This is a genomic window from Actinokineospora fastidiosa, assembly GCF_014648415.1.
Lineage (GTDB): Bacteria > Actinomycetota > Actinomycetes > Mycobacteriales > Pseudonocardiaceae > Actinokineospora > Actinokineospora fastidiosa.
In genome coordinates this window covers 325,139-345,247 of the sequence record NZ_BMRB01000001.1, presented here as the reverse complement: position 1 = coordinate 345,247, position 20,109 = coordinate 325,139, and the positions used below count along the sequence as shown (strand labels likewise).

Here is a 20,109-nt window from a genome sequence, read left to right as displayed (position 1 = left end):
TCCCGGCACGACCCGGATGGTCAGGCGTGCACTTCCGGCGGCACCGGCCGCGGCGCGTCCTCGCCGCCGATCACCCGGGCGCCGGGGACCGGGCCGTGGGCCACGCGGACGGTGCGGCAGACGCCCGCGCCCGCCAGCTCGGCGGCCACGCGCAGCGCCGCCTGCTCGTCGGCGCACAGGAACGCGCAGGTGGGGCCGGAGCCGGACACCGTGCCCGCCAGCGCGCCCGCGTTCACCCCGGCGCGCAGCGTGCGGCGCAGGCCGGGCCGCAGGGACACCGCGGCGGCCTGGAGATCGTTCCCGAGCAGCAGGGCCAGCTGCCGGGGGTCGCCGGTCGCCAGCGCCTCCAGCACCGGCTCGACCGCGCCCGCCCGGGGCGGGGCGCCCTCCGCGCGCAGGCGGTCGAGCTCGCCGAACACCTTCGGGGTGGACAGGCCGCGGCGGTCGAAGGCCAGGACCCAGTGGTAGGTGTGCCGGGAGAGCACCGGCACCAGCTGCTCGCCGCGCCCGGTCCCCAGCGCCGTCCCGCCGTACAGGGTGAACGGGACGTCGCTGCCGATGCGCGCGGCCAGCCGGGCCAGGTCGTCGCGGGTGACCTCCAGCCGCCAGAGCGCGGACAGGCCCACCAGCGTCGCCGCGGCGTCGGCGCTGCCGCCCGCCATCCCCCCGGCCACCGGGATGCCCTTGCGGATCACCACGCGCACGCGCGGCTCCTCCGGGTCGCGCCCGGAGAACCGCGCCAGCTCCTGCACCGCGCGCCACGCCAGGTTGGACGGGCCGGTCGGCACGGCGTCGGCGTTCTCGCCGACGACCTCCACGCCCGGCTCGTCCGCGACGGCCACGGTGACCTCGTCGGTCAGCGACAGCGCCTGGAAGACCGTCGTCAGGTCGTGGTACCCGTCCGGCCGCACGTCGCCCACCGCGAGGTGCAGGTTCACCTTGGACGGCACGCGAACGGTGACGGGATGCGGTACGACGGCGAGCACCCGACCAGCCTACGGGTCAGGCGGCGATGCCCTCCGGCCCCCGCACCGGACGCTTGACCACGCCGCCGCGCTCGCTGATCCAGGACAGCGTCGATTCCGCCTGCGGGCCGGACACCCCGAGCAGGAAGCGCGCGACCGGGGTTTCACCCACCCGGGTCAGCCCGCCGCCGATCACCGAGACGTCCGTGCCGAAGCGGCCGCTGGCCTCCGGCAGCAGCGCGCCGACCGCGGCGAAGCCGATCAGCACGACCTCGGCCGTGCGGTCGTGCGCGGCGCGCACGGACTCCGGGGTGTCGATCGCGGGCAGCAGCGCGTCGGCGATCGGGCTGCCCGGGTTCTGGATCAGCGACAGCAGCGAGCCGTTCGCCGCGACCCGGCCGCCGTCGAGCAGGGCGACGTCGTCGGCGATGCGCCGGGCGACACCGCCGTCGGAGGTCGTGACCAGCACGGTCGTGCCCAGCTCGCTGCGCGCGCGGTCCAGCACGGCCAGCACGCCAGCGGCGCCGTCGGCGTCGAGGCCCGCGGTCGGGTCGTCGGCCAGCAGCAGGCCGGGATCGCCGATCAGGGCGCGGGCGATCTCGACCCGGGCGCGCTGACCCGGGGTCAGGTCGGCGGGGGTGGCGCCCGCCCGCGCGGTCAGGCCGATCAGGTCCAGCAGCCTGCCGACGCGCTCGCGGCGCTGCGGGCCGTCGATGCCCGCCTGCTCCAGCGGCATCGCGATGTTGCCTGCCGCGGTGCGCTGCGGCAGCAGCTCGCCGTGGCCGACCACGCCGATGCGGCGGCGCGCGGCGCGCAGGCGGCGCTGGTCGAGCGCGGCGGTGTTGTAGCCCTCGACGCGGACGACGCCGCTGTCGGGCCGGTCCTGCAGGGAGACGAGCCGGGCGAGGGTCGACTTGCCCGACCCGGCGGCGCCCACGACCCCGGTGATGGCGCCGGGGGCGAGGTCGAGTGTGACGTCGTCGATGGCGACGACCTGGCCGGTGCCGGTCCAGAAGGTCTTGGTGGCGTTCTCAACGGTGATCATGACAGGGCTCCAGGCGCGCCCACGCGCCCCCAGGCGCGCGGGAAGAAGGGGTGTCCGAAGTGGATGAAGGCGACGGGCTACAGCTGGATCAGCTGGATACGCGCATTCGCCGACAGCCGGTCACGGTGCGCCTGCACTCGTCGATGACCCGCCTGCGGGTGAGAATCCCCATGTGGTTCCTCCATCGGTCCTGGCGGTAGCACCTGCCCGCGGTGGGTGGTTGCTGCGGCGTCACAGAGCCAGGTCTCTCGGCCGCTCCTGATGGATAGCTGACCCGAGTACACCCGATCGCCTGGTCGCCGCGCAACCCGCTTATGGCAGGTTCGGCCGTACCGTTCGCAACGTCACACTCTCGGAGTGCGGACCAGGACCCCGAACGGTCTACTACCGGCGGGTATGCGCGTGTTGAGCAATCCGCACGAAGTCGCCGACGGCCAGTTGCTCACCGCGCGCCCCGGGATCGACACCGGCGGCGACCAACGCCGCCTCGGCCGCGGCCGCCGACCCGGCCCAGCCCGCCAGCGCCGCCCGCAGCGTCTTGCGCCGCTGCGCGAAGGCCGCGTCGATCACCGCGAACACCGCGTCGCGGTCGGCGTCCGGCTGCTCGCGCCGCTCCAGCAGCACCAGCGCCGAGTCGACGTTGGGCACCGGCCAGAACACCGCCCTCGGCACGGTCGCCACCCGCCGGGCCGAGGCGTACCAGGCGATCTTCACGCTCGGCACCCCGTACACCCGCCCGCCCGGCCCGGCCGCCATCCGGTCGGCCACCTCGGCCTGCACCATGACGAGCACCCGCCGCAGCGTCGGCACGACGGCCAGCAGGTGCAGCACCACCGGGACGGCGACGTTGTACGGCAGGTTCGCCACCAAAGCCGTGGGCGCCAACGGAAGCGTGGACACCTTCATGGCGTCGTCGCACACCACGGTCAGCCGGTCGGCCAACTCCGGCGCGCGGTCCTCGACGGTCGCGGGCAGCCGCGCCGCCAGCACCGGGTCGATCTCCACCGCGACGACGGCGGCGCACGCGGGCAGCAGGGCCAGCGTCAGCGACCCGAGGCCCGGCCCGACCTCCAGCACGACGTCGTCGGGGGCGAGGTCGGCGGTGGCCACGATCCGCCGCACGGTGTTCGGGTCGTGGACGAAGTTCTGCCCCAGCTTCTTGGTCGGCCGCACGCCCAGCGACTCGGCCAGCGCCCGGATCTCCACCGGCCCCAGCAGGCTCACGACTTCTCCCGCAGTCCCGGCTTGCCCTCCAGGTTGGACAGCCCGTTCCAGGACAGGTTGACCAGGTGCGCGGTCACCTCGTCCTTCTTCGGCTTGCGCGCCTCCAGCCACCACTGGCCGGTCAGCGCCACCATGCCCACGAGCGCCTGCGAGTAGAGCGCGGCGAGCTTCGCGTCGTAGCCGCGCTTGCTGAACTGCACCCCGAGGATGTGCTCGACCTGGCTGGCGATGTCGTTCAACAGGCTGGAGAACGTCCCGGTGGACGTGGCGACCGGCGAGTCGCGGACCAGGATGCGGAAGCCGTCGGTGGAGCCCTCGATGTAGTCGAGCAGCGCCCTGGCCGCCCGCTCCAGCAGCAGCCGGGGGTGCGCGTCCTCCGACAGCGCCCGCGTCATGCCCGCCAGCAGCGACTGCATCTCCCGGTCCACCACGACGGCGTAGATCCCCTCTTTGCCGCCGAAGTGCTCGTACACGACGGGCTTGCTGACGTTGGCCCGGTGCGCGATCTCCTCGACCGACGCCGCCTCGAAGCCCTTCTCGGCGAACAGGGCGCGGGCCACGTCCAGCAGCTGCTCCCGACGTTCCCTGCCGCTCATGCGCACGCGAGCCACCGCGGACACCTCCGTTCCGGCGCCCGCGGCGCTGCGTCGCCGCCTCCCCGCCACCCGGGGGAGCCTAGTGCTCTCCCCGGGGGCGGGCCGCCGCTACTTCGCCGAGATCTTCTCCAGCCGCTGCGGGGTGGGCCAGCGCACGTCAGTGGCCCAGCCGAACTTCTCGAACAGCCAGATGAGCCGCGCCGAGGTGTCGATCTGGCCCTTGAGCACGCCGTGCCGGGCGCAGGTGGGGTCGGCGTGGTGCAGGTTGTGCCAGGACTCGCCGAAGCTCAGGATCGCCAGCGGCCAGAAGTTGGCGGCCTTGTCGCGGCTGGCGAAGGGCCGCTCGCCGATCATGTGGCAGATCGAGTTCGTCGACCAGGTGACGTGGTGCAGGATCGCGACGCGCACCAGGCCCGCCCAGAAGAACGCGGTGAACGCGCCCCACCACGACCAGGTCAGCAGGCCGCCGATGAGCGCGGGCAGGATCAGCGTCAGGCCGGTGAGCAGCGGGAACAGCTTGTTGATCCGCACGATGTCGCGGTCGGCCAGCAGGTCGGGCGCGAAGCGCTGCTTGTTGGTCACGCTGTGCTCGAACAGCCAGCCCATGTGGGCGTGCCAGAAGCCCTTGGCCAGGGCCACCGGCGAGGTGCCGAACAGCCAGGGCGAGTGCGGGTCGCCGTCGCGGTCGGAGAAGGCGTGGTGGCGGCGGTGGTCGGCCACCCAGGTGATGGGCGGGCTCTGCACGGCCATGCTGCCCATGACGGCCAGGACGATCTTCAGCGGCCGGTTGGCCTTGAACGAGCCGTGCGTGAACAGCCGGTGGTAGCCGACGGTGACGCCGAGTCCGGAGAAGTAGAAGAAGAACACCGCCAAGGCGACGTCCAGCCAGGTGAGGCCCCAGCCCCAGGCCAGTGGCACCGCCGCGATCAACGCCGCGAACGGCAGCAGGACGAACACGTACACCCCGATGCGGGTGGCCAGGTTCCGCTGCCCCTCGATCAACGGCTTCGGCCCCGCGCTGACGGTTGCTGTCATGGGTTCCCTCTCTTGCCGATCCACCTGCTAAGGGCAGGCTCACCTACGCCTCCGTAACCTTCGTTAGCGTAAGCGGAACGCCCTTTGCCCGACATATGGCATTCGGTGGTACCCGCCACCCGGACGACGCCAACCTCGCGGCCCGTCGGGACGCTCCGCGATCACCCGAACCGCCTGCGTGCACGGGGCCCACGATCATGTGACGCCGATAACACCCGATCGGACGCGAGAGTAGGCCAATCGCCCGGGTACTGGTGCTCCCCGATGGCGAACCATGCCACGATGGGGCCCGCGTACGAGCCCCGGTTCGTTCGATCCGCCGTGGTGTAATGGCAGCACCTTGGATTTTGGTTCCAATGGTTCAGGTTCGAATCCTGGCGGCGGAGCACGTTCAACCCCACCGACTCGCCAAGGGGTGCAGCGACGCACGTGGACGCCGAGCAGCGGGACGACGCAGACCTGCCCGCGTTGGAGGAGCGCTCCGACGCCTGGCTGGTGGGCCGTGCCCGGGAGCTGCTCGCGATCATCCAGACCTCCCCGGCCGCCGAGCGCCGCAGGCACACCGCCGAGGTCGACCGCCTGCTCGCCGAGGCCCAGCACCGGGGCGAGCCGCGCATGGTCGCGCAGCTGCTGCGCTCGGCCGTCGCGGTCCGGGTGGTCAACGCCGAGCTGGCCGACTCAGCCGAGCCGCTGCTCGACGAGATGCTCGCCCACACCCGCCGCCACGGCCTGGTCGTGCTGCAGGCCGACGCGCACGCGCTGCGCGGGCGCAGGCTGCTCATCGCCGGGGCCGAGGACGCCGCGCTCACCGAGGCCGCGGTCGCGCTGGCCATGCTGGACGAGGACATCACCCCCGACGTCATGCTCGGCGGCCGCACCTGGGACATGATCATGGCCTCGACGCTGCTGGACATCGGCAGCGTGCTCACCCAGCTGGGCGTCTACGAGGTCGCCGACCAGGTGATGACCCGCGCGCACAAGTGCATCCGCGCCTCGGCGGGCCCGCACCTGATCTCGGTCCACCTCATCAACCGCTGCCGCCTGCTCATCGGCTGGGGCCTGCGGCTGGAGCGCATCGGCGAAGACGAGCGCGCCGCCGAGCGGTTCGCCACCGCGGCCGCGATCGCCGTCGCCGTCGAGGCCCCGTTCCGCGAGTCGCTGTTCCCGCGCGACCCGAGCAGGCCCGCCGCCGACCAGAACCCGATCATCGGCTCGGCGCTGGCCCTGGCCCACCCCTCGGGCGTGCACGTCGAGCGGCTGACCGAGCTGATGGACTCCGTGCGCTACCCCCGCGAGCTGGTCATCGTGGCGATCGCGCTGGCCAGGTGCCTGGAGTACGAGGGCCACGAGGAGCGCGCCCTGGCCATCCTCGACGACGCCCGCTCGGCGATGTACCACGACGCCTCCGAGCCGACCCTGCGGCTGTGCCTGATCCGCGAGTACGCGCGCCTGTCCGGCCCGGACGGCGGCGAGCGCACGACCAGCGCGCTGGAGCACTACGCCTCCGAGCTGGAGGCCCAGCTCTGGGAGATGCGCGAGTCCCGGATCGCGACGCTGAACACCCGCCGCGAGCACGAGCGGCTGTCCCGCATGCACGGCGCGATCGCCCGGCAGGCCCTGCAGGACCCGCTGACCGGGCTGCCCAACCGCCGCGCGCTCGACGAGCGGCTGGAGGCGCTGGCGGGCAGCCCGAGCAACCACCCGCTGGCCATCGCCCTGGTCGACCTCGACGGGTTCAAGGGCGTCAACGACCGGCTGTCCCACGCCGAGGGCGACGACGTCCTGCGCGTGGTCGCGGCCACGATGCGCGACGCGCTGCGCGGCAGCGACATGGTCGCCCGCTACGGCGGCGACGAGTTCATCGTGCTGCTGCCCGGCGCGCCGCTGTCGGCGGCCGAGGCCGCGCTGCGCCGCGCGCTGACCGCCGTCGCCGAGCTGCCCCAGGAGCTGTCACACGGTGTGACGCTGTCCATAGGGGTGGTGGCGCTGCGCCCGCAGGAGACCGCGGTGCGCGCCCTCGCGCGCGCGGATGCCGCGATGTACCAGGCGAAGCGGCGCGGCGGCAACGACATCGTGGCCATCGTGGCCGGTGAGCCGGAGAGCGTCGTCGGGGACGCCGCGGGTGACACCGCGGGTGAACCGGCGGACGACCGGGCGTGGGCGCTGCCGGAGACCACGTAGGATCGTGTCCCGGCCGGAGTCGCGCCGGAGAACCGCTGACCCCGCGCCGTAGCCCCGCTCACGACGCTAGGGAGTGCGATGTCCGCAACCGCCCCGCTGACCGCTGTGGTGCTCGCCGCGGGGGAGGGCACCAGGATGCGCTCGGCGACCCCGAAGGTGCTGCATCCGGTCGGCGGACGGCCGCTGGTCGAGCACGCCGTCCGGGCCGCGGCCGGACTGGCGCCCGCGCACCTGGTCGTCGTCCTCGGCCACGGCCGCGACGCGGTCGCGGCGCATTTGTCCGCTTTCGACGGCGTGGACACCGCCGTGCAGGAGACCCAGGACGGCACGGGCCACGCGGTCGCCTGCGGCCTGGCCGTGCTGCCCTCGGGGCTGACCGGCACGGTGCTGGTGACCTATGGCGACGTCCCCCTGCTCGACACCGACACGCTCGCGGCGCTGCTGGCCGCGCACGCCGAGCAGGGCAACGCCGTCACCGTCCTCACGGCGTCCGTCGAGGACCCGACCGGCTACGGCCGCATCGTCCGCTCATCGGATGGGTCGGTGCGCGCGATCGTCGAGCACAAGGACGCCACCGACGAGCAGAAGGCGATCACGGAGATCAACTCCGGGGTCTACGCCTTCGACGCGAAGGTCCTCGTCGACGGCCTCTCCCGGCTCTCGACGGACAACTCGCAGGGCGAGATGTACCTGACCGACGTGCTCGGCATCGCCAGCGGCGACGGCCGCCGGGTCGGCGCGGTCGTCTGCGGCGACCCGTGGCTGGTCGAGGGCGTGAACGACCGCGTGCAGCTCGCGCGGCTGGGCGCGGAGCTGAACCGGCGCACGGTCGAGCGGTGGATGCGCGCGGGCGTGACGGTCATCGACCCGAACACGACGTGGATCGACCAGGACGTCGAGCTGGCCCGCGACGTGGTGATCGAGCCCAACGTGCAGCTGCGCGGCGCGACGACCGTCGGCGAGGGCGCGCTCATCGGCCCGGACACGACGCTGACGGACGTGGTCGTCGGCGCGGGCGCGGAGGTCTGCCGCTGCCACGGGTCCAAGTCGGAGATCGGTCCTAACGCGAGCGTCGGCCCGTTCGCCTTCCTGCGACCGGGCACGAAGCTGGGCGCGGACGGCAAGATCGGCACGTTCGTCGAGGTGAAGAACTCCGAGATCGGCACGGGGTCGAAGGTCCCGCATCTGTCCTATGTGGGCGACGCGACGATCGGCGAGCACTCCAACATCGGCGCGGCGAGCGTGTTCGTGAACTACGACGGGGTGAAGAAGCACCGCACCGTCGTCGGATCGCACGTGCGCATGGGGTCGGACAACATGTACGTCGCGCCGGTCACCATCGGCGACGGCGCGTACAGCGGTGCGGGCACGGTCCTGCGGCGGAACGTGCCGCCGGGCGCGCTGGCCGTCAGCGGGGGCCCGCAGCGCAATATCGATAACTGGGTCCTGCGCATGAGGCCCGGGACGGCCGCCGCCGAGGCGGCCGAGCGGGCGCAGGCCGGGCGGCAGGACGAGAGCGAGGGACAGTCATGAACGCGAAGTCGGGGACTCCCAAGAAGAGCCTGATGCTGTTCTCCGGGCGCGCGCACCCGGAGCTCGCGGAGGAGGTGGCCAAGCACCTCAATGTGACGATCACCCCGCAGTCGGCCTACGACTTCGCCAGCGGCGAGGTGTTCGTCCGGTTCGAGGAGTCCGTCCGGGGCTGCGACGCCTTCGTGATGCAGAGCCACACGGCCCCGATCAACAAGTGGGTCATGGAGCAGCTGCTCATGGTCGACGCGCTGAAGCGCGCGTCGGCGAAGCGCATCACGGTGATCATGCCGTTCTATCCCTATGCCCGGCAGGACAAGAAGCACAAGGGCCGCGAGCCGATCTCCGCGCGGCTCATCGCCGACCTGTTCAAGACAGCGGGCGCGGACCGGATCATGACGGTGGATCTGCACACCGCGCAGATCCAGGGCTTCTTCGACGGCCCGGTGGACCACCTGTTCGCCCAGACGCTGCTGGCCAGGTACATGCGGGAGAACTACCCGGCCGACAACATCACGGTGGTCTCGCCGGACGCGGGCCGCACCAAGCTGGCGGAGAAGTGGGCGAACGAGCTGGGCGGCACGCCCATCGCGTTCATCCACAAGACCCGCGACCCGCTGCGCCCCAACGAGGTGGTGGCGAACCGCGTGGTGGGCGAGGTCAAGGGCAGGCTGTGCGTGGTGATCGACGACATGGTCGACACCGGCGGCACCATCGCCAAGGCGGTCACGCAGTTGCTCGACGAGGGCGCGGCCGACGTGGTGATGGCCGCGACCCACGGCATCCTGTCGGGCCCGGCCCGCGAGCGCCTGTCGGAGTGCGGAGCGCGGGAGGTCATCTTCACGAACACGCTGCCGATCCCGGAGGAGAAGCGCTTCCCCGGGATGACGGTGCTGTCGATCGCGCCGCTGCTGGCCAGGGCCATCCAGCAGGTCTTCGAGGACGGCTCGGTGACGTCACTGTTCGACGGCGACGCCTGAGTCCGGCGGCAGTTCCGCGATCGCCCGCCCGGCCACCTCGGCCAGGCGGGCGATCGCCGTCGCGGGCATGATCAGCTCGATGCCGTCGGTGAGATCGCCGATGAGCAGGGCGACGTCGAGTTCGCCGTTGATGTGGTAGCTGATGGCGCAGTCCTCGGCGACCGCCGCCCAGACCGTCATGTTCACTGCGTCGCGCATCGATTCCCTCACTCTGCGTTGGTAGTGTGAGGTTCTGGCATCCCGTCCCCGCAGGCCATCCAGATGATCTAGAGACAACAGGTGGGCCATGGCCAAGACCCCCAAGGCGGTCGCGCTCGGCAGCGCGCTGCGCCAAGCGCGGCAGGACAAGGGACTGAAGCTGCGCGACTTCGCCCTGCACATCAGCCGCGATCCGGCGATGTTGTCGCGCTGGGAGAACGGGGAGCGTTCCCCCAAGCCGGAACAGGCTGCTCGAATCCTCGCACTGCTGGGCGTAACCGGCCAGCGGTACGACGAGGTGATGACGCTGGTGCACGGAATCTCGGAGCCGCAGTGGGTCGCCACCACACTGCCCGAACAACGCCAACAGTTGGCCGCCTACATCGACTGCGAGCGCAAGGCCACCGCCATCCACGCCGCCGAACCAATGCTGATTCCCGGCCTGCTCCAGACGCCGGACTACATCCGGGCGATCATGTCCACAGCCGGAGTGGCCGAGGACGAGATTGCCCGTCGAGTCGCCGTTCGGCTCGGCCGCCGGAAGGTGATCACCCGCCCCTGTCCGGCCAATCTCACCGCCCTCGTCGGCGAACCCGCTCTCTTCCTGAATGTCGGCGGACCCGCTGTGCTCGCTGAGCAACTGCGCCACCTACTCGCGGTCGCCCAACTCGCCAACGTTGAAGTGCGGGTGGTGCCCCTTTCTGCGGGCTGGCACCCGGGTGTTGAGGGTGCGTTCAACCTGCTGGAATCCGAGGGGTCCACCATGTCGGTGTTCGTCGAGACCCGACGGACGATGCTCTGGCTGCACCAACGCGACGACGTGCTCGCCTACCAGCGAGCGGCAATCAAGATGCAGGAAGTCGCCATGAGCCCCCTCGACTCGGTGCGGTTCATCTCCCGCCTGCTCAAGAGAATGGAGACCACCGATGGCTGAGGTGCGTTGGCGCAAGTCCAGCCGGAGCGAGAACGGGGCCAGCTGTGTCGAGCTGTCCGCCGGCGCCATCCGGGACTCCAAGAACCCCGGCCCCACCCTCACCGCCGACATCCCCGCCCTCATCGCCGCTGTCAAGCGTTTCCAATCCTGACGTAGGGGCAACCTCGGCGGCCTGTTCGGAGTCACCATCACATGACACACCAGTGTGAGGTGGCGAGGACCCCATGACAGCCGCCGTTCCCTACACCCAGCCTGCTGACCAGGGGTGGCCCCAACGCAGATTGGTCGAGGTCGCCGTCCGCGAGCGGTTCCTCTGGATCGACAACGAGGCATACCCCCTGCACAACATCGCTCGGGCGGCCTTCTTCCCCGTCAGGACCAACGTCTGGCGGGCGTTCCTGCGATTCTTCAAGCGCTGCGGCATCGCGGCGCTCATCGTGATCGGCACCGCGATCGTGCTGGCGGTCACCACCGGGCCCGTCGGTTTCCTCATGCTAGAGGGCTTCATGACGGCCGCCTGGGTCGTCGCCGGTCTGACCGCGTTCGTGAGCCTGATCCTGTTGCTCGCCGAACTCGGTCGGCCGCCGCGATTCGCCTTGTCCGTGGAGACGGCCGGGCCGCCGTACGCGCTCGTCACCACCACCGACCCCGCCCATGCCGCCCACCTGGTCGAGTGCATCACGTACGCGATCAACAACCCGGAAACCGAGTTCCGCTACGTCATCGAGCACGTTCACTACGGCGACAACATCACCCAGATCGGCGACCACAGCTCCGTGCACAAGAGGTGACCATGACTTTCCACCACGGCGACAACATCACCCAGATCGGCAACCACAACTCGGTCACCAAGTACCACGGCGTGCCGGACCTGCACGCGGTGATCGCGGCCTTCCGCGAGCGAGTCCCGGCCCCCGACCGCGAGTCCGTCGACAGCTCCCTCGCTGTGCTGCGCGAGCACGACCTCGCCGACGAACCCGCCCGCCAGGCGCTGCGCACGATCGCCGGGGTCGCCGCGATGCTCGGGGACACCCCCGTCATCGACGCCATCCGCTCGGCGACGGAGGCGCTGGGCAGGCTTCGGGACGGTTAGAACCTCGGCTGCCGCTTCTCCAGGAACGCCGCCACGCCCTCGGCGTAGTCCGCGCTGGTGACCGAGCCCTCGTACAGCGCGTGCACGGCCTCGTCCTCCGTCGTCTGGCCGTCGATGATCCGGCCGACGATCGCCTTCGCGCCGCGGATGGTCACCTGCGAACGCGACGCCATCAGCTCGGCGAGGTCGCGGGCGCGCTTGGCGAGGGCATCCGCCGGGTGCAGCTCGTTGACCAGGCCGATGCGCAGCGCGGTGGGGGCGTCGATGATCTCGCCGGTGTAGAGGATCTGCTTGGCCCAGGACGGGCCCACCACGTCGACCAACTGCTTCGTCGACGGCAGGCTGAACACGATCCCCAGCTTCGACGGGGTGATCCCGAACCGCGCGTCGTCGGCGGACAGCCGCAGGTCGCACGCCAGGGCCAGTTCGCAGCCGCCGCCGATGCAGAAGCCGGTGATCGCGGCGATGGTCGGCTTCGGCAGCTCGGCCAGCGCCGTCGTCGCCGCGTGGATGGCGACCTGGTAGCGGCGCGCGCCCTCGGCGTCGCGGCGCAGGTCCTGGAACTCGCCGATGTCCGCGCCAGCGGAGAAGTTCTCGCCGCCGCGGATGACCAGCGCGCGCACCGCGGGGTCCGCGGCCACCTCGGCGGCGAACGACGGGATCGCCGACCACATCTCGTAGTTCATCGCGTTGCGCTTGGCGGGGCGGTCGATGGTCAGCGTCGCCACGGGGCCGTCGGTGGTGAGGACGAGGTGCACGCGGGTCACCGTAACCGCGATTCACATCCGGCGGCGCGAGACGGCGGCCACACAGCCCGCTGGCCATACTGGCCGCATGCGCGCCTTGATTGCGGTGTCCGCCCTGGTCGCGACGGCCTGCACGTCGGCGGCCGAGACCGGCAGGGTGCCCTCGGGGGCGACCGCGGTCGCCCCGACGCAGGCGCCCGCGCCCCGGCTGGTGGTCGAGGAGGTCGCGGGCGGGCTCACCCACGGCTGGGACATCGGCTTCCTGCCGGACGGCAAGGTGCTGGTGACCCAGCGGACGGGCGAGATCGCGCTGCTGTCGTCCGCGCAGGCGGGCGCGACCGTGACCCGGCTCAAGGCCGACACCACCTCCGTCATGGTGCGCGGCGAGGGCGGTCTCATGGGCATGGTCGTGCACCCGGACTTCGCCGAGACGCGCGAGTTCACCACCTGCCAGACGCACACCGAGAACGGCGAGCCGCACGACATCCGGCTGGTCACGTGGCGGCTCACCGAGGACGAGACCACCGCGACCCGCGTGCGCGAGCTGGTCACCGGCCTGCCGATCGCCGCGTCGGGCCGCCACTCCGGCTGCCGTCCGACGATCGCCGCCGACGGCGCGCTGCTCGTCGGCACCGGCGACACCGCGCGCGGCGAGGTCCCGCAGGACCTGAACAGCCTCGGCGGCAAGGTCCTGCGCGTCGACCTCAGGACCGGTGAGCCGCTGCCGGACAACCCGATCGCCGGGTCGCGGGTCTACACCTACGGCCACCGCAACGTCCAGGGCGTCGCCGTGCGGCCGGGCAGCGGGCAGGTGTTCACCGCCGAGCACGGGCCGGACAAGAACGACGAGATCAACCTGCTGGTGGCGGGCGCGAACTACGGCTGGGACCCGTCGCAGGGCGGCACCGTCCCCGGCTACGACGAGGACGTCCCGATGACCGACCTGGAGCGCTTCCCCGACGCGGTCCCGGCGAAGTGGGAGTCCGGCGAGACCACCGAGGCCATCTGCGCGGTCGCCTTCCTCGACGGCGACCAGTGGGGCGACCTCGACGGCGCCCTGGTCGCCACCGCCCTGCGCGGCGCCAAGCTGATGATCTTCACCCTCGACGGCGACGGCGCGGTGACCTCGGTGGCCATCCCCGACGAGTTCCACGACACCTTCGGCCGCCTCCGCGCCGCTCGCACCGGCCCCGACGGCGCGCTCTACGTGACGACGTCCAACGGGGAGAACGACAAGCTGCTGCGGATCACGCCCGGAAGTGCCAGATGAGCAGCGCGCCTGCCCCGGCGTTGGCGGCTCGGGCGGCCTCGGGCACGAGGTCGGCCAGGCACCACGGCCACACCTCCCACGGCCCCAGCTCGCTCGCCTTCGCGCGCTCGCTCGCGGGCACGACCACCTCCTCGCACCGCAACGGCCGCAACCCGACCGCCAGCGCCGCCCGCAGGTAGGCCCCCACGGAGTGGCGGTAGGTGGCCAACCGCGCGGGCTGGCCGTCCGGGCCGCGCAGGGAGGGAATCGATCCGCGCGCGATCGCGTCGGGGTGCATGTCGGCGATCACCACGTTCCCGCCCGGCCGCAGGACCCTGGCGAACTCGGCGAACACCGGCCCCAGGTCCGGCGCGTGCGCGAGCGCGAGCCCGCTGACGACGAGATCCCTGCTCGCGTCCCCGACCGGCAGCTCCCGCAGGTCCCCGACCAGGAACTCCGCGCCCGGCACCCGCTCGCGCGCCTTGTCCAGCATCTCCGGCGAACTGTCGACGCCGACGACCCGGTGCCCCCGCTCGACCAACAGCCGCGCATACCGCCCGGTCCCGCACGCGGCGTCCAACGCGTCGCCGGCGGGCAGCCCGTCCAGGATCTCCTTGACGACCGGCTCATCGAGATCGAAGGCGCCGTTGCCTGGCTGGTCATAGGTGGCCGACCAGAGCCGATACCCGTCGACCGTGCTGATCCGCTCGACCTCAACACCCGCCTCGGCGAGCGATCTGTCGTCCAGCAACCTGCGCACCTCGGCGATCCGCGCCTCGACGAAGTCCCGGTCGTGCTCACCGATGAAGGCCCGCATCAAGGCGGTCCCCTCAAGGCCGAGAAGGTAGGCCAGCGGGTGCTCGTAGATCACCACGCCGAGGCTAGTGACGATCGTCGGGGGCAGTCACTCGAATTAGGTGCCCGATGGTCGCAACCGGCTCACCGGTATCGACTCGGCCAGCCCGGTTGCCTGGTGCCTCAAGATCGGCTGGGATGGGCCGATGTCGAAGACCCGGATCCCGCTGCCCTCGGCTCAGGAGGTCTACCGAGTGGCGGGGATCTGGCGAGATCACTGCCTGATCGGCGATCAAGCCCTGTTCAGCGGCACGGATGGTCGGACAGCCGCAGTCGGCGTCGAGGTGGTCGACGCGCTGAGCAGCGGTGTCGACGACAACGAGAACAACTTCCTCGGCAGGTTGCGCTCACAGCTCTCCGGCGCCTCCGCGCAGGCCCGGGATCTGGTGGCCGAACTGTTGTATGTGCATCTCCTGGTGGCACGCAGCGCCACTGTGGGAGAGCAGCAGAAGCGCAAGATCGTGGAAACCGTGCTGCGTCTGAACGATCCCGGCCTATCGATTCCCGAGGAGTTCGGGGCGGCGCTGAAGTCCGGCCTGATCAACCCCGGACAGGGCTTCAACACGTTCCGCTGGCGGCACCTGCGCTACCTCGCGCGGGTGTTCACGTCGGTCAAGCAGCAGCCCCGGACACGACGCGCGCAGGACTTGGCGGGAATCATCGCCGAAGTCGATCACGAGGGCGCGTGGATCCAGTGTTATGCGCTTGAACACCTGCTGTTCCCGGACGAGCGCTCTCCTGTCGTGAGCCGCGAGCACAGATCCGTGATCCTCGACCGGTGGGGGAGGTCCGCGGGCTCTGAATCCGAGCAGTTGGCGCGGATCACCGAGTCGCTGGAGCCCAACATCTGGTGGGGGGACACGGGTTTCGTCCACTTCTACCGCTCGCCCTACGTCTGGCAGTGGCAGTCACCGGGCTCGCGGTGGACGACCTTCGCGCAGTGGGCCGAAAGGATGCTTGACAGCGTCGACCTCCGTGCGAACGAACGTGAATACAAGCTGGCCACGGCCGCGGAACTCGCGCGGGTCAAGGACAGCTTCGGTTCAGACGACTGGAGGGCGGCGCTGACGAAGGTGTTGCGCAGCACCAACGTGGTGGGGTGGCGGGAGCGGGACGCGTTCACGGCCTGGTTGGCGAAGGAACCCGATGCCGAAGACGTCATCGCGGCGTTGTGGCGGGATTCCGGGCCGACCTCCATCGACCGTTTCCGCGCTCGGCTGCCGGTGACGGCTGCCCCTCACAGCGGGGCGTTCGTCAGTATCGCGGCGTTCCTGCTGGCCGCCGTCGACCCCGTCGCGTTCCCGCCGTGGCGGGCGACCCTGGCGGACGCGGCGTTCCGGCGCTCCGGGTTCGCCAAGCCTGAGCCGACGGCAACCGACGGCGAGCGGTACGCGGTCTACCTGGTGTTCCTCGACCAGGTCCGCGATCTCATGGGTCGAGTGGGCAAGCCGTTGGACGACAGGCTCGACGCGCAGGGAGTGGTGTGGGCCTTGCTGAACTACCCGCCCCCGGAGTCGTGGTCACCACAGGAGCGGGAAGGGTTCCAAGCGTGGCGAGGGGACAAGCCGAACCGGCCAGTCGATCCCGATGGTGCGCAGATTGTGCACGGTGAGGGACAGGAGACCGATGAACGGTCGTCGGCCGACCTGGCGAAACAGCTGCACCTGCCGGAGTCGTTCCTCGATGAGATCGAGGAGTTGCTGATCGATCGCGGGCAGGTGGCGTTCCAGGGCCCACCGGGCACAGGCAAGACCTACGTAGCCAAGCAACTGGCCCGCCACATCGCGGGCTCGTCGGACCGGGTGCGGATGGTGCAGTTCCACGCCTCCTACTCGTACGAGGACTTCGTGGAGGGGTACCGGCCGGAGCCGGGCGGTGGATTCCGTCGAGTCGACGGCCCGCTGCTGGAGTGGGCTGAGCAGGCGCGCGCGAACCCCACCGAGAAGTACGTCCTCATCGTCGACGAGTTGAACCGCGCGAACGTGCCTCGCGTGTTCGGCGAGCTCTACTACCTCCTGGAGTACCGGTCCGAACCCGCCCGGCTCCTTTACGGCCACAGCGAGTTCCGGCTGCCCGAGAACCTCTATCTCATCGCCACGATGAACACAGCCGACCGGTCTGTGGCCCTGCTCGACAGCGCGCTGCGGCGGCGCTTCTACTTCATCGACTTCCGCCCGGACGTGGAGCCTGTGTCGGGGGTGCTGGACCAATACCTGGCCAGCAGGCACCCGCACATGACCTGGGTGGCCAAGGTGGTCGCCAAGGCCAACGAACTGCTCAACGACCCGGACGTGGCGATCGGGCCGAGCCACTTCATGCGGGACGGGCTCGACGAGAAGTGGGTGCGTCGGGCCTGGGACCACGCGGTGCTGCCGGTACTTCGGGATCACTTCCACGGCACCCCTGGGCGGATGTCCGACTTCGAGCTGGCGACGTTGCGGAAGCAGGTGGATCCATCCGGTGCGGCCTCTGATATTGCGGGAGTGGACGCCGAGTAGTCCGGAGGAACTCGACTTCGAGCAGATTGCCTTTCTCCGCGAGCGGTTCGACTGCCAGGTCGAGCCTGCGCCGGGAGGCCTTTTCACGGTCCGGCCGCGGAACAAGGTCGGTGCGGCGATCGTCGGCGGGCGGGCCGTCCAGGTGAGGCCGAAGCTCGCGATCGACCGGGTCCTGTTCCTGCTCGCATACGCGGCCTGCGGACGGCTCCCCGATGACGCGTCGATGGCCGCGTCGACAGAACTCACCGCAGGGGTGGGAGCCCTCTTCGCGACGCTGTGCGAGCGGGCTACCCGCTCCGGGGTCCTGGCGGGGTACCGAGACGTATCCGATCTCCTGCACACGGTGCGCGGTCGAATCGACATGGCGGAGCAGGTCAGACGCGCTCGTCCAGCGATTCCCGTCGCCGTGCGCTTCCAAGAGTTCGACGAGTCGATCCCGGAGAACCGCCTCCTGCTCGCCGGGCTGGAGGTACTTCGGCGCGCGCCGATCCACGTTCCCTCGGTGCTGAATCGGCTCCAAAGGCTAAGGGCCCTGTTCGCCGCTGTGGCGCCAGCGACGGGCACAGACGTGGAGATCCGCTGGACCCGGATCAACCAGCACTACCGTCCTGCGGTGGAAATGGCCCGGTTGCTGGTCGCGGGCCAGTCGATCGATCTCATGTCCGGCGGGAACACCACGCCCGCGCTCGTCCTGGATATGGGGGAGGTGTTCGAGACGTTCGTCCGTGTCGCATTGCGCGAGTCCCTCCGCCTCACCGACGACGAGTTCCCCAGCGACGACGCGGCGCCGCGAACCACGCTGGACGATCGTGGTCAGCTCGTGCTGAAGCCCGACCTGACCTTGATCCGTGACGGTGCCCGCCGGTTCATCGGCGAGGTGAAGTACAAGGTGGACCCGGGCAGCGCGAAGTCGAGCGATCGCTACCAGCTCCTCGCCTACACGGTCGCCACCGGGCTCACGGAGGCCACCCTCATCTACGCCGACGGACCACCTCAGCCCACGACGCACCTGATCCCCGGTGTGAACGCGCGACTGCACCTGCATCGGCTCGACCTGGCCCAACCACCGACGGGTGTTCTTGACCAGATCGCCAGGATCGGCGAGCACATCGAGGCTTGTGCGGCGCGGGATAGCGCCAAGCCGGGATTCCCGGCTAAGCCTTGACCGAATCCATCGCCGCGAACAGGTCGTGAGCCAGTGCGGCGAAGCTCGGCGCGACCGTACGGTCTCCGCTCGCCGCTTGCCCAGCCAGAGAGGGCAGGGCAGCTTTTGGTTCCAGCCCGTGCTGGCGGATGGTGGCGAGGCCGCGCTCGCACACCGGCCTGGCGTGGTCATCCGCGAGGTGCAGTCGGAGGCCACGGACCAGATCCTCGGGCTCGACAGCCTGGAGCAGCCGGAACATGTCGAGCGCGTCCTTCTCCCGCAGACGGGCGGCAAGACCGCGTTCGGCGTCCGCGAGGCGTTCCTCGACCTTGACGGCCTTCGCGATGAGCAACGCGGCGGGACCGGCGACCTGGAGGTCGACGGCCCGGTCGTCCGCGCCGTCGAGGGCGGGGATCCGGTGCGTGGCGTGGTCGACCAGCGCGGGCTCCAGGCCGGCGGTGATACGTGCGGTGTTCCTGTGGTGGCCGCTCAGGCGTGCGCCTCGCGCTCCGGAACCCGTGCGCCCGGACTGGTGCGGGACGACCATGAGGTCGACCGCGACGCCGTTGGCGGACAGCCAGTGGCCCGGGTTCGGGCCAGCGGTGAAGCCCGCGTCGGCGAGGGCGGCGGAGATCTCCGGGATCTCGTGCAGGTCGGTCGCGTCGACCGCGAGGTCGGCATCGGTGGTCATCGGCGGCTGGACGAGGTCGCCCTCTCCGGTGTGGAGGTAGATCGCCTGCGCGCCGACCATGATGAGGTTGGGCAGGTGTGGCCCGAGGGCGCCGACGGCGTCCAGCAGGGTCGACCTCGCGGCCACGTATTCGGCGGGACGGGACACTTATTCGCTCCAGGTGGGGTCGGTTCGCGCCAACGTGTGCATCAGGTGGTCGGCCTCCTGTGCTAATCGGCCCGGCAGGGTGAGGAGGTCGGCGAGGACCTGGCCGAGCGGGGCCACCGTGAGGCCGTCCTCGCTTCGGCGGACGTACCTGTCCAGGTGTTGGTCCTGCGAGGTCGCGATGAGGACGTTCGCAGCTGGGCGGTCTGTCGGCACGAGCCCGAGCCGGGCGGCGGTCGCCCGTGGGTCCATCGCGTACATCGCGTGCACGGTCAGCGGGACGACCGATTCCGTCCCGGGCGGGAGGTAGGCCCGCGCGGCGGCGGAGCCGGTGGACACGGCGTCGCCCCGGTTCCGCAGTTGCGACAGCAGGCGGGGTAAGCCCCGGGGAGCCAGGTAGGCCAGAACCGGCCCGTTCGACCGCGTGAAGGCGTAGTCGGCGCACCAGCGGTCGAGCAGGGTCCGTCTGCGGATGTGGGTGACGGCGCCCGCGCTGTCCCGTTCGATCGCGCCTGACTCCACCAGCGCGGGCATCAGCTTGGACACGGCCGCCGGACTGCTCGACGATCGGGCCGCGAGGTCGCGGACGCCGACGGGCGGCACGGTTTCGAGGAGACAGCGGATGGCGCGACCCGCCGCGGGCCCGTTCAGCCTGGTCGTCTTCTCGTCCTCCCGGGCGTGGGGAGGCTTTCGCGCTCCTTCCAGCCGGATCAGGATCGGCGGGTCGTCGTGGGTGAGGTATGCCCAACCGGTCGGGTCCAGATAGCCGATCGCGTTCGCCTCGCACGCCGCCCGCAATGCCGGGTTGGCGTACTCGGTGATGATCAATACGGGAAGCGTCCCCCGCTTGCTGAACGCCAACGCCTGGTTCACCACGCTCATCGATGAGCGCGGGTTCGATTTGGCCTCGACGGCGAAGACCGCAGGCCGCCCGCTGCCGGGAAGCACCTCGATGACGGCGTCGGCTCGGCGTTCACCAGCAGGCATGTCGATCAGGCGGG

Annotated in this window: 20 protein-coding genes, 1 tRNA gene and 1 riboswitch; of the genes, 11 read left to right on the top strand and 10 right to left on the bottom strand. The window is 70.9% G+C overall.

The window, feature by feature from the left end; translation table 11 throughout:
• Positions 1 to 20: 20 nt before the first annotated feature.
• The 5 genes from IEY98_RS01545 to IEY98_RS01525 all read right to left on the bottom strand — a co-directional run bounded on the left by IEY98_RS01545 (position 21) and on the right by IEY98_RS01525 (position 4,865).
• Entirely contained in the window at positions 21 to 986 is a 966-nt protein-coding gene (locus IEY98_RS01545) for a 4-(cytidine 5'-diphospho)-2-C-methyl-D-erythritol kinase (protein WP_189208476.1), read from the bottom strand.
• Between the two features lie 16 nt (positions 987 to 1,002).
• A complete protein-coding gene (locus IEY98_RS01540) occupies positions 1,003 to 2,010 on the bottom strand; it encodes a methionine ABC transporter ATP-binding protein (protein WP_189208475.1) in 1,008 nt (335 codons plus the stop codon).
• 178 nt (positions 2,011 to 2,188) lie between these two features.
• Positions 2,189 to 2,278, bottom strand: a riboswitch (SAM riboswitch).
• A gap of 116 nt (positions 2,279 to 2,394) precedes the next feature.
• A complete protein-coding gene (gene rsmA / locus IEY98_RS01535) occupies positions 2,395 to 3,225 on the bottom strand; it encodes a 16S rRNA (adenine(1518)-N(6)/adenine(1519)-N(6))-dimethyltransferase RsmA (RefSeq protein WP_189209972.1) in 831 nt (276 codons plus the stop codon).
• A 5-nt stretch (positions 3,226 to 3,230) separates the two neighbouring features.
• On the bottom strand, positions 3,231 to 3,830 hold the full coding sequence (locus IEY98_RS01530) for a TetR/AcrR family transcriptional regulator (protein WP_189209973.1): 600 nt from the start codon (positions 3,828 to 3,830) through the stop codon (positions 3,231 to 3,233).
• 108 nt (positions 3,831 to 3,938) lie between these two features.
• Positions 3,939 to 4,865, bottom strand: a complete 927-nt coding sequence (locus tag IEY98_RS01525) for an acyl-CoA desaturase (RefSeq protein WP_189208474.1) — start codon at positions 4,863 to 4,865, stop codon at positions 3,939 to 3,941.
• A gap of 315 nt (positions 4,866 to 5,180) precedes the next feature.
• On the opposite strand from IEY98_RS01525, the gene IEY98_RS01520 reads away from it, so the two are divergent.
• The 4 genes from IEY98_RS01520 to IEY98_RS01505 all read left to right on the top strand — a co-directional run bounded on the left by IEY98_RS01520 (position 5,181) and on the right by IEY98_RS01505 (position 9,556).
• A tRNA-Gln gene (locus tag IEY98_RS01520) sits at positions 5,181 to 5,251 on the top strand.
• Between the two features lie 43 nt (positions 5,252 to 5,294).
• Positions 5,295 to 7,046 carry a GGDEF domain-containing protein gene (locus IEY98_RS01515; RefSeq protein ID WP_189208473.1) on the top strand — a complete coding sequence of 584 codons (1,752 nt, stop codon included), beginning with the start codon at positions 5,295 to 5,297 and terminating at the stop codon, positions 7,044 to 7,046.
• Between the two features lie 78 nt (positions 7,047 to 7,124).
• Positions 7,125 to 8,579, top strand: a complete 1,455-nt coding sequence (gene glmU / locus IEY98_RS01510; RefSeq protein ID WP_189208472.1) for a bifunctional UDP-N-acetylglucosamine diphosphorylase/glucosamine-1-phosphate N-acetyltransferase GlmU — start codon at positions 7,125 to 7,127, stop codon at positions 8,577 to 8,579.
• Positions 8,576 to 9,556, top strand: coding sequence for a ribose-phosphate diphosphokinase (locus tag IEY98_RS01505; RefSeq protein ID WP_189208471.1), 981 nt, complete (start codon positions 8,576 to 8,578; stop codon positions 9,554 to 9,556). Before glmU ends, IEY98_RS01505 begins: the two co-directional genes overlap by 4 nt.
• On the opposite strand, the gene IEY98_RS01500 is transcribed toward IEY98_RS01505, so the two are convergent.
• Positions 9,533 to 9,754, bottom strand: a complete 222-nt coding sequence (locus IEY98_RS01500) for a hypothetical protein (RefSeq protein ID WP_189208470.1) — start codon at positions 9,752 to 9,754, stop codon at positions 9,533 to 9,535. The genes IEY98_RS01505 and IEY98_RS01500 overlap by 24 nt on opposite strands.
• 88 nt (positions 9,755 to 9,842) lie before the next feature.
• On the opposite strand from IEY98_RS01500, the gene IEY98_RS01495 reads away from it, so the two are divergent.
• From IEY98_RS01495 to IEY98_RS01480, 4 genes are all read left to right on the top strand, one after another.
• Positions 9,843 to 10,688: a helix-turn-helix domain-containing protein gene (locus tag IEY98_RS01495; RefSeq protein ID WP_189208469.1), complete on the top strand. Its 846-nt coding sequence runs from the start codon at positions 9,843 to 9,845 to the stop codon at positions 10,686 to 10,688.
• Positions 10,681 to 10,839, top strand: coding sequence for a DUF397 domain-containing protein (locus tag IEY98_RS01490; RefSeq protein ID WP_189208468.1), 159 nt, complete (start codon positions 10,681 to 10,683; stop codon positions 10,837 to 10,839). Before IEY98_RS01495 ends, IEY98_RS01490 begins: the two co-directional genes overlap by 8 nt.
• A 73-nt stretch (positions 10,840 to 10,912) precedes the next feature.
• Positions 10,913 to 11,479, top strand: coding sequence for a DUF6232 family protein (locus IEY98_RS01485; RefSeq protein WP_189208467.1), 567 nt, complete (start codon positions 10,913 to 10,915; stop codon positions 11,477 to 11,479).
• Between the two features lie 2 nt (positions 11,480 to 11,481).
• Entirely contained in the window at positions 11,482 to 11,781 is a 300-nt protein-coding gene (locus IEY98_RS01480) for a hypothetical protein (RefSeq protein WP_189208466.1), read from the top strand.
• Here IEY98_RS01480 and IEY98_RS01475 read toward each other — a convergent pair.
• Positions 11,778 to 12,539 carry an enoyl-CoA hydratase/isomerase family protein gene (locus tag IEY98_RS01475; protein ID WP_229786450.1) on the bottom strand — a complete coding sequence of 254 codons (762 nt, stop codon included), beginning with the start codon at positions 12,537 to 12,539 and terminating at the stop codon, positions 11,778 to 11,780. The genes IEY98_RS01480 and IEY98_RS01475 overlap by 4 nt on opposite strands.
• 76 nt (positions 12,540 to 12,615) lie before the next feature.
• On the opposite strand from IEY98_RS01475, the gene IEY98_RS01470 reads away from it, so the two are divergent.
• Positions 12,616 to 13,797, top strand: coding sequence for a PQQ-dependent sugar dehydrogenase (locus IEY98_RS01470; protein WP_189208465.1), 1,182 nt, complete (start codon positions 12,616 to 12,618; stop codon positions 13,795 to 13,797).
• Here the strand turns inward: IEY98_RS01470 and IEY98_RS01465 are convergent.
• Positions 13,775 to 14,647: a class I SAM-dependent methyltransferase gene (locus tag IEY98_RS01465; RefSeq protein WP_189208464.1), complete on the bottom strand. Its 873-nt coding sequence runs from the start codon at positions 14,645 to 14,647 to the stop codon at positions 13,775 to 13,777. The genes IEY98_RS01470 and IEY98_RS01465 overlap by 23 nt on opposite strands.
• A 46-nt stretch (positions 14,648 to 14,693) precedes the next feature.
• On the opposite strand from IEY98_RS01465, the gene IEY98_RS01460 reads away from it, so the two are divergent.
• The gene (locus tag IEY98_RS01460) at positions 14,694 to 17,129 is read left to right on the top strand and encodes an AAA family ATPase (RefSeq protein ID WP_189208463.1); all 2,436 of its coding nucleotides are present in this window, start codon (positions 14,694 to 14,696) and stop codon (positions 17,127 to 17,129) included.
• Positions 17,107 to 18,294, top strand: a complete 1,188-nt coding sequence (locus IEY98_RS01455) for an McrC family protein (protein ID WP_189208462.1) — start codon at positions 17,107 to 17,109, stop codon at positions 18,292 to 18,294. The genes IEY98_RS01460 and IEY98_RS01455 overlap by 23 nt, the downstream gene beginning before the upstream one ends.
• Here IEY98_RS01455 and IEY98_RS01450 read toward each other — a convergent pair.
• Both IEY98_RS01450 and IEY98_RS01445 read right to left on the bottom strand, forming a co-directional pair.
• The gene (locus IEY98_RS01450) at positions 18,284 to 19,024 is read right to left on the bottom strand and encodes a hypothetical protein (protein ID WP_229786449.1); all 741 of its coding nucleotides are present in this window, start codon (positions 19,022 to 19,024) and stop codon (positions 18,284 to 18,286) included. The genes IEY98_RS01455 and IEY98_RS01450 overlap by 11 nt on opposite strands.
• 87 nt (positions 19,025 to 19,111) lie before the next feature.
• Entirely contained in the window at positions 19,112 to 20,095 is a 984-nt protein-coding gene (locus IEY98_RS01445; RefSeq protein ID WP_229786447.1) for a helix-turn-helix domain-containing protein, read from the bottom strand.
• Positions 20,096 to 20,109 lie beyond the last annotated feature (14 nt).

What these genes read in the sequence shown, in the direction of transcription:
- IEY98_RS01540 (WP_189208475.1), bottom strand. Translation starts at nt 2,010, where the DNA reads ATGATCACCGTTGAGAACGCCACCAAGACCTTCTGGACCGGCACCGGC.
- IEY98_RS01530 (WP_189209973.1), bottom strand. Translation starts at nt 3,830, where the DNA reads ATGAGCGGCAGGGAACGTCGGGAGCAGCTGCTGGACGTGGCCCGCGCC.
- IEY98_RS01525 (WP_189208474.1), bottom strand. Translation starts at nt 4,865, where the DNA reads ATGACAGCAACCGTCAGCGCGGGGCCGAAGCCGTTGATCGAGGGGCAG.
- glmU (WP_189208472.1), top strand. Translation starts at nt 7,125, where the DNA reads ATGTCCGCAACCGCCCCGCTGACCGCTGTGGTGCTCGCCGCGGGGGAG.
- IEY98_RS01505 (WP_189208471.1), top strand. Translation starts at nt 8,576, where the DNA reads ATGAACGCGAAGTCGGGGACTCCCAAGAAGAGCCTGATGCTGTTCTCC.
- IEY98_RS01500 (WP_189208470.1), bottom strand. Translation starts at nt 9,754, where the DNA reads ATGCGCGACGCAGTGAACATGACGGTCTGGGCGGCGGTCGCCGAGGAC.
- IEY98_RS01495 (WP_189208469.1), top strand. Translation starts at nt 9,843, where the DNA reads ATGGCCAAGACCCCCAAGGCGGTCGCGCTCGGCAGCGCGCTGCGCCAA.
- IEY98_RS01490 (WP_189208468.1), top strand. Translation starts at nt 10,681, where the DNA reads ATGGCTGAGGTGCGTTGGCGCAAGTCCAGCCGGAGCGAGAACGGGGCC.
- IEY98_RS01485 (WP_189208467.1), top strand. Translation starts at nt 10,913, where the DNA reads ATGACAGCCGCCGTTCCCTACACCCAGCCTGCTGACCAGGGGTGGCCC.
- IEY98_RS01480 (WP_189208466.1), top strand. Translation starts at nt 11,482, where the DNA reads ATGACTTTCCACCACGGCGACAACATCACCCAGATCGGCAACCACAAC.
- IEY98_RS01470 (WP_189208465.1), top strand. Translation starts at nt 12,616, where the DNA reads ATGCGCGCCTTGATTGCGGTGTCCGCCCTGGTCGCGACGGCCTGCACG.
- IEY98_RS01450 (WP_229786449.1), bottom strand. Translation starts at nt 19,024, where the DNA reads ATGGTCGGCGCGCAGGCGATCTACCTCCACACCGGAGAGGGCGACCTC.
- IEY98_RS01445 (WP_229786447.1), bottom strand. Translation starts at nt 20,095, where the DNA reads ATGCCTGCTGGTGAACGCCGAGCCGACGCCGTCATCGAGGTGCTTCCC.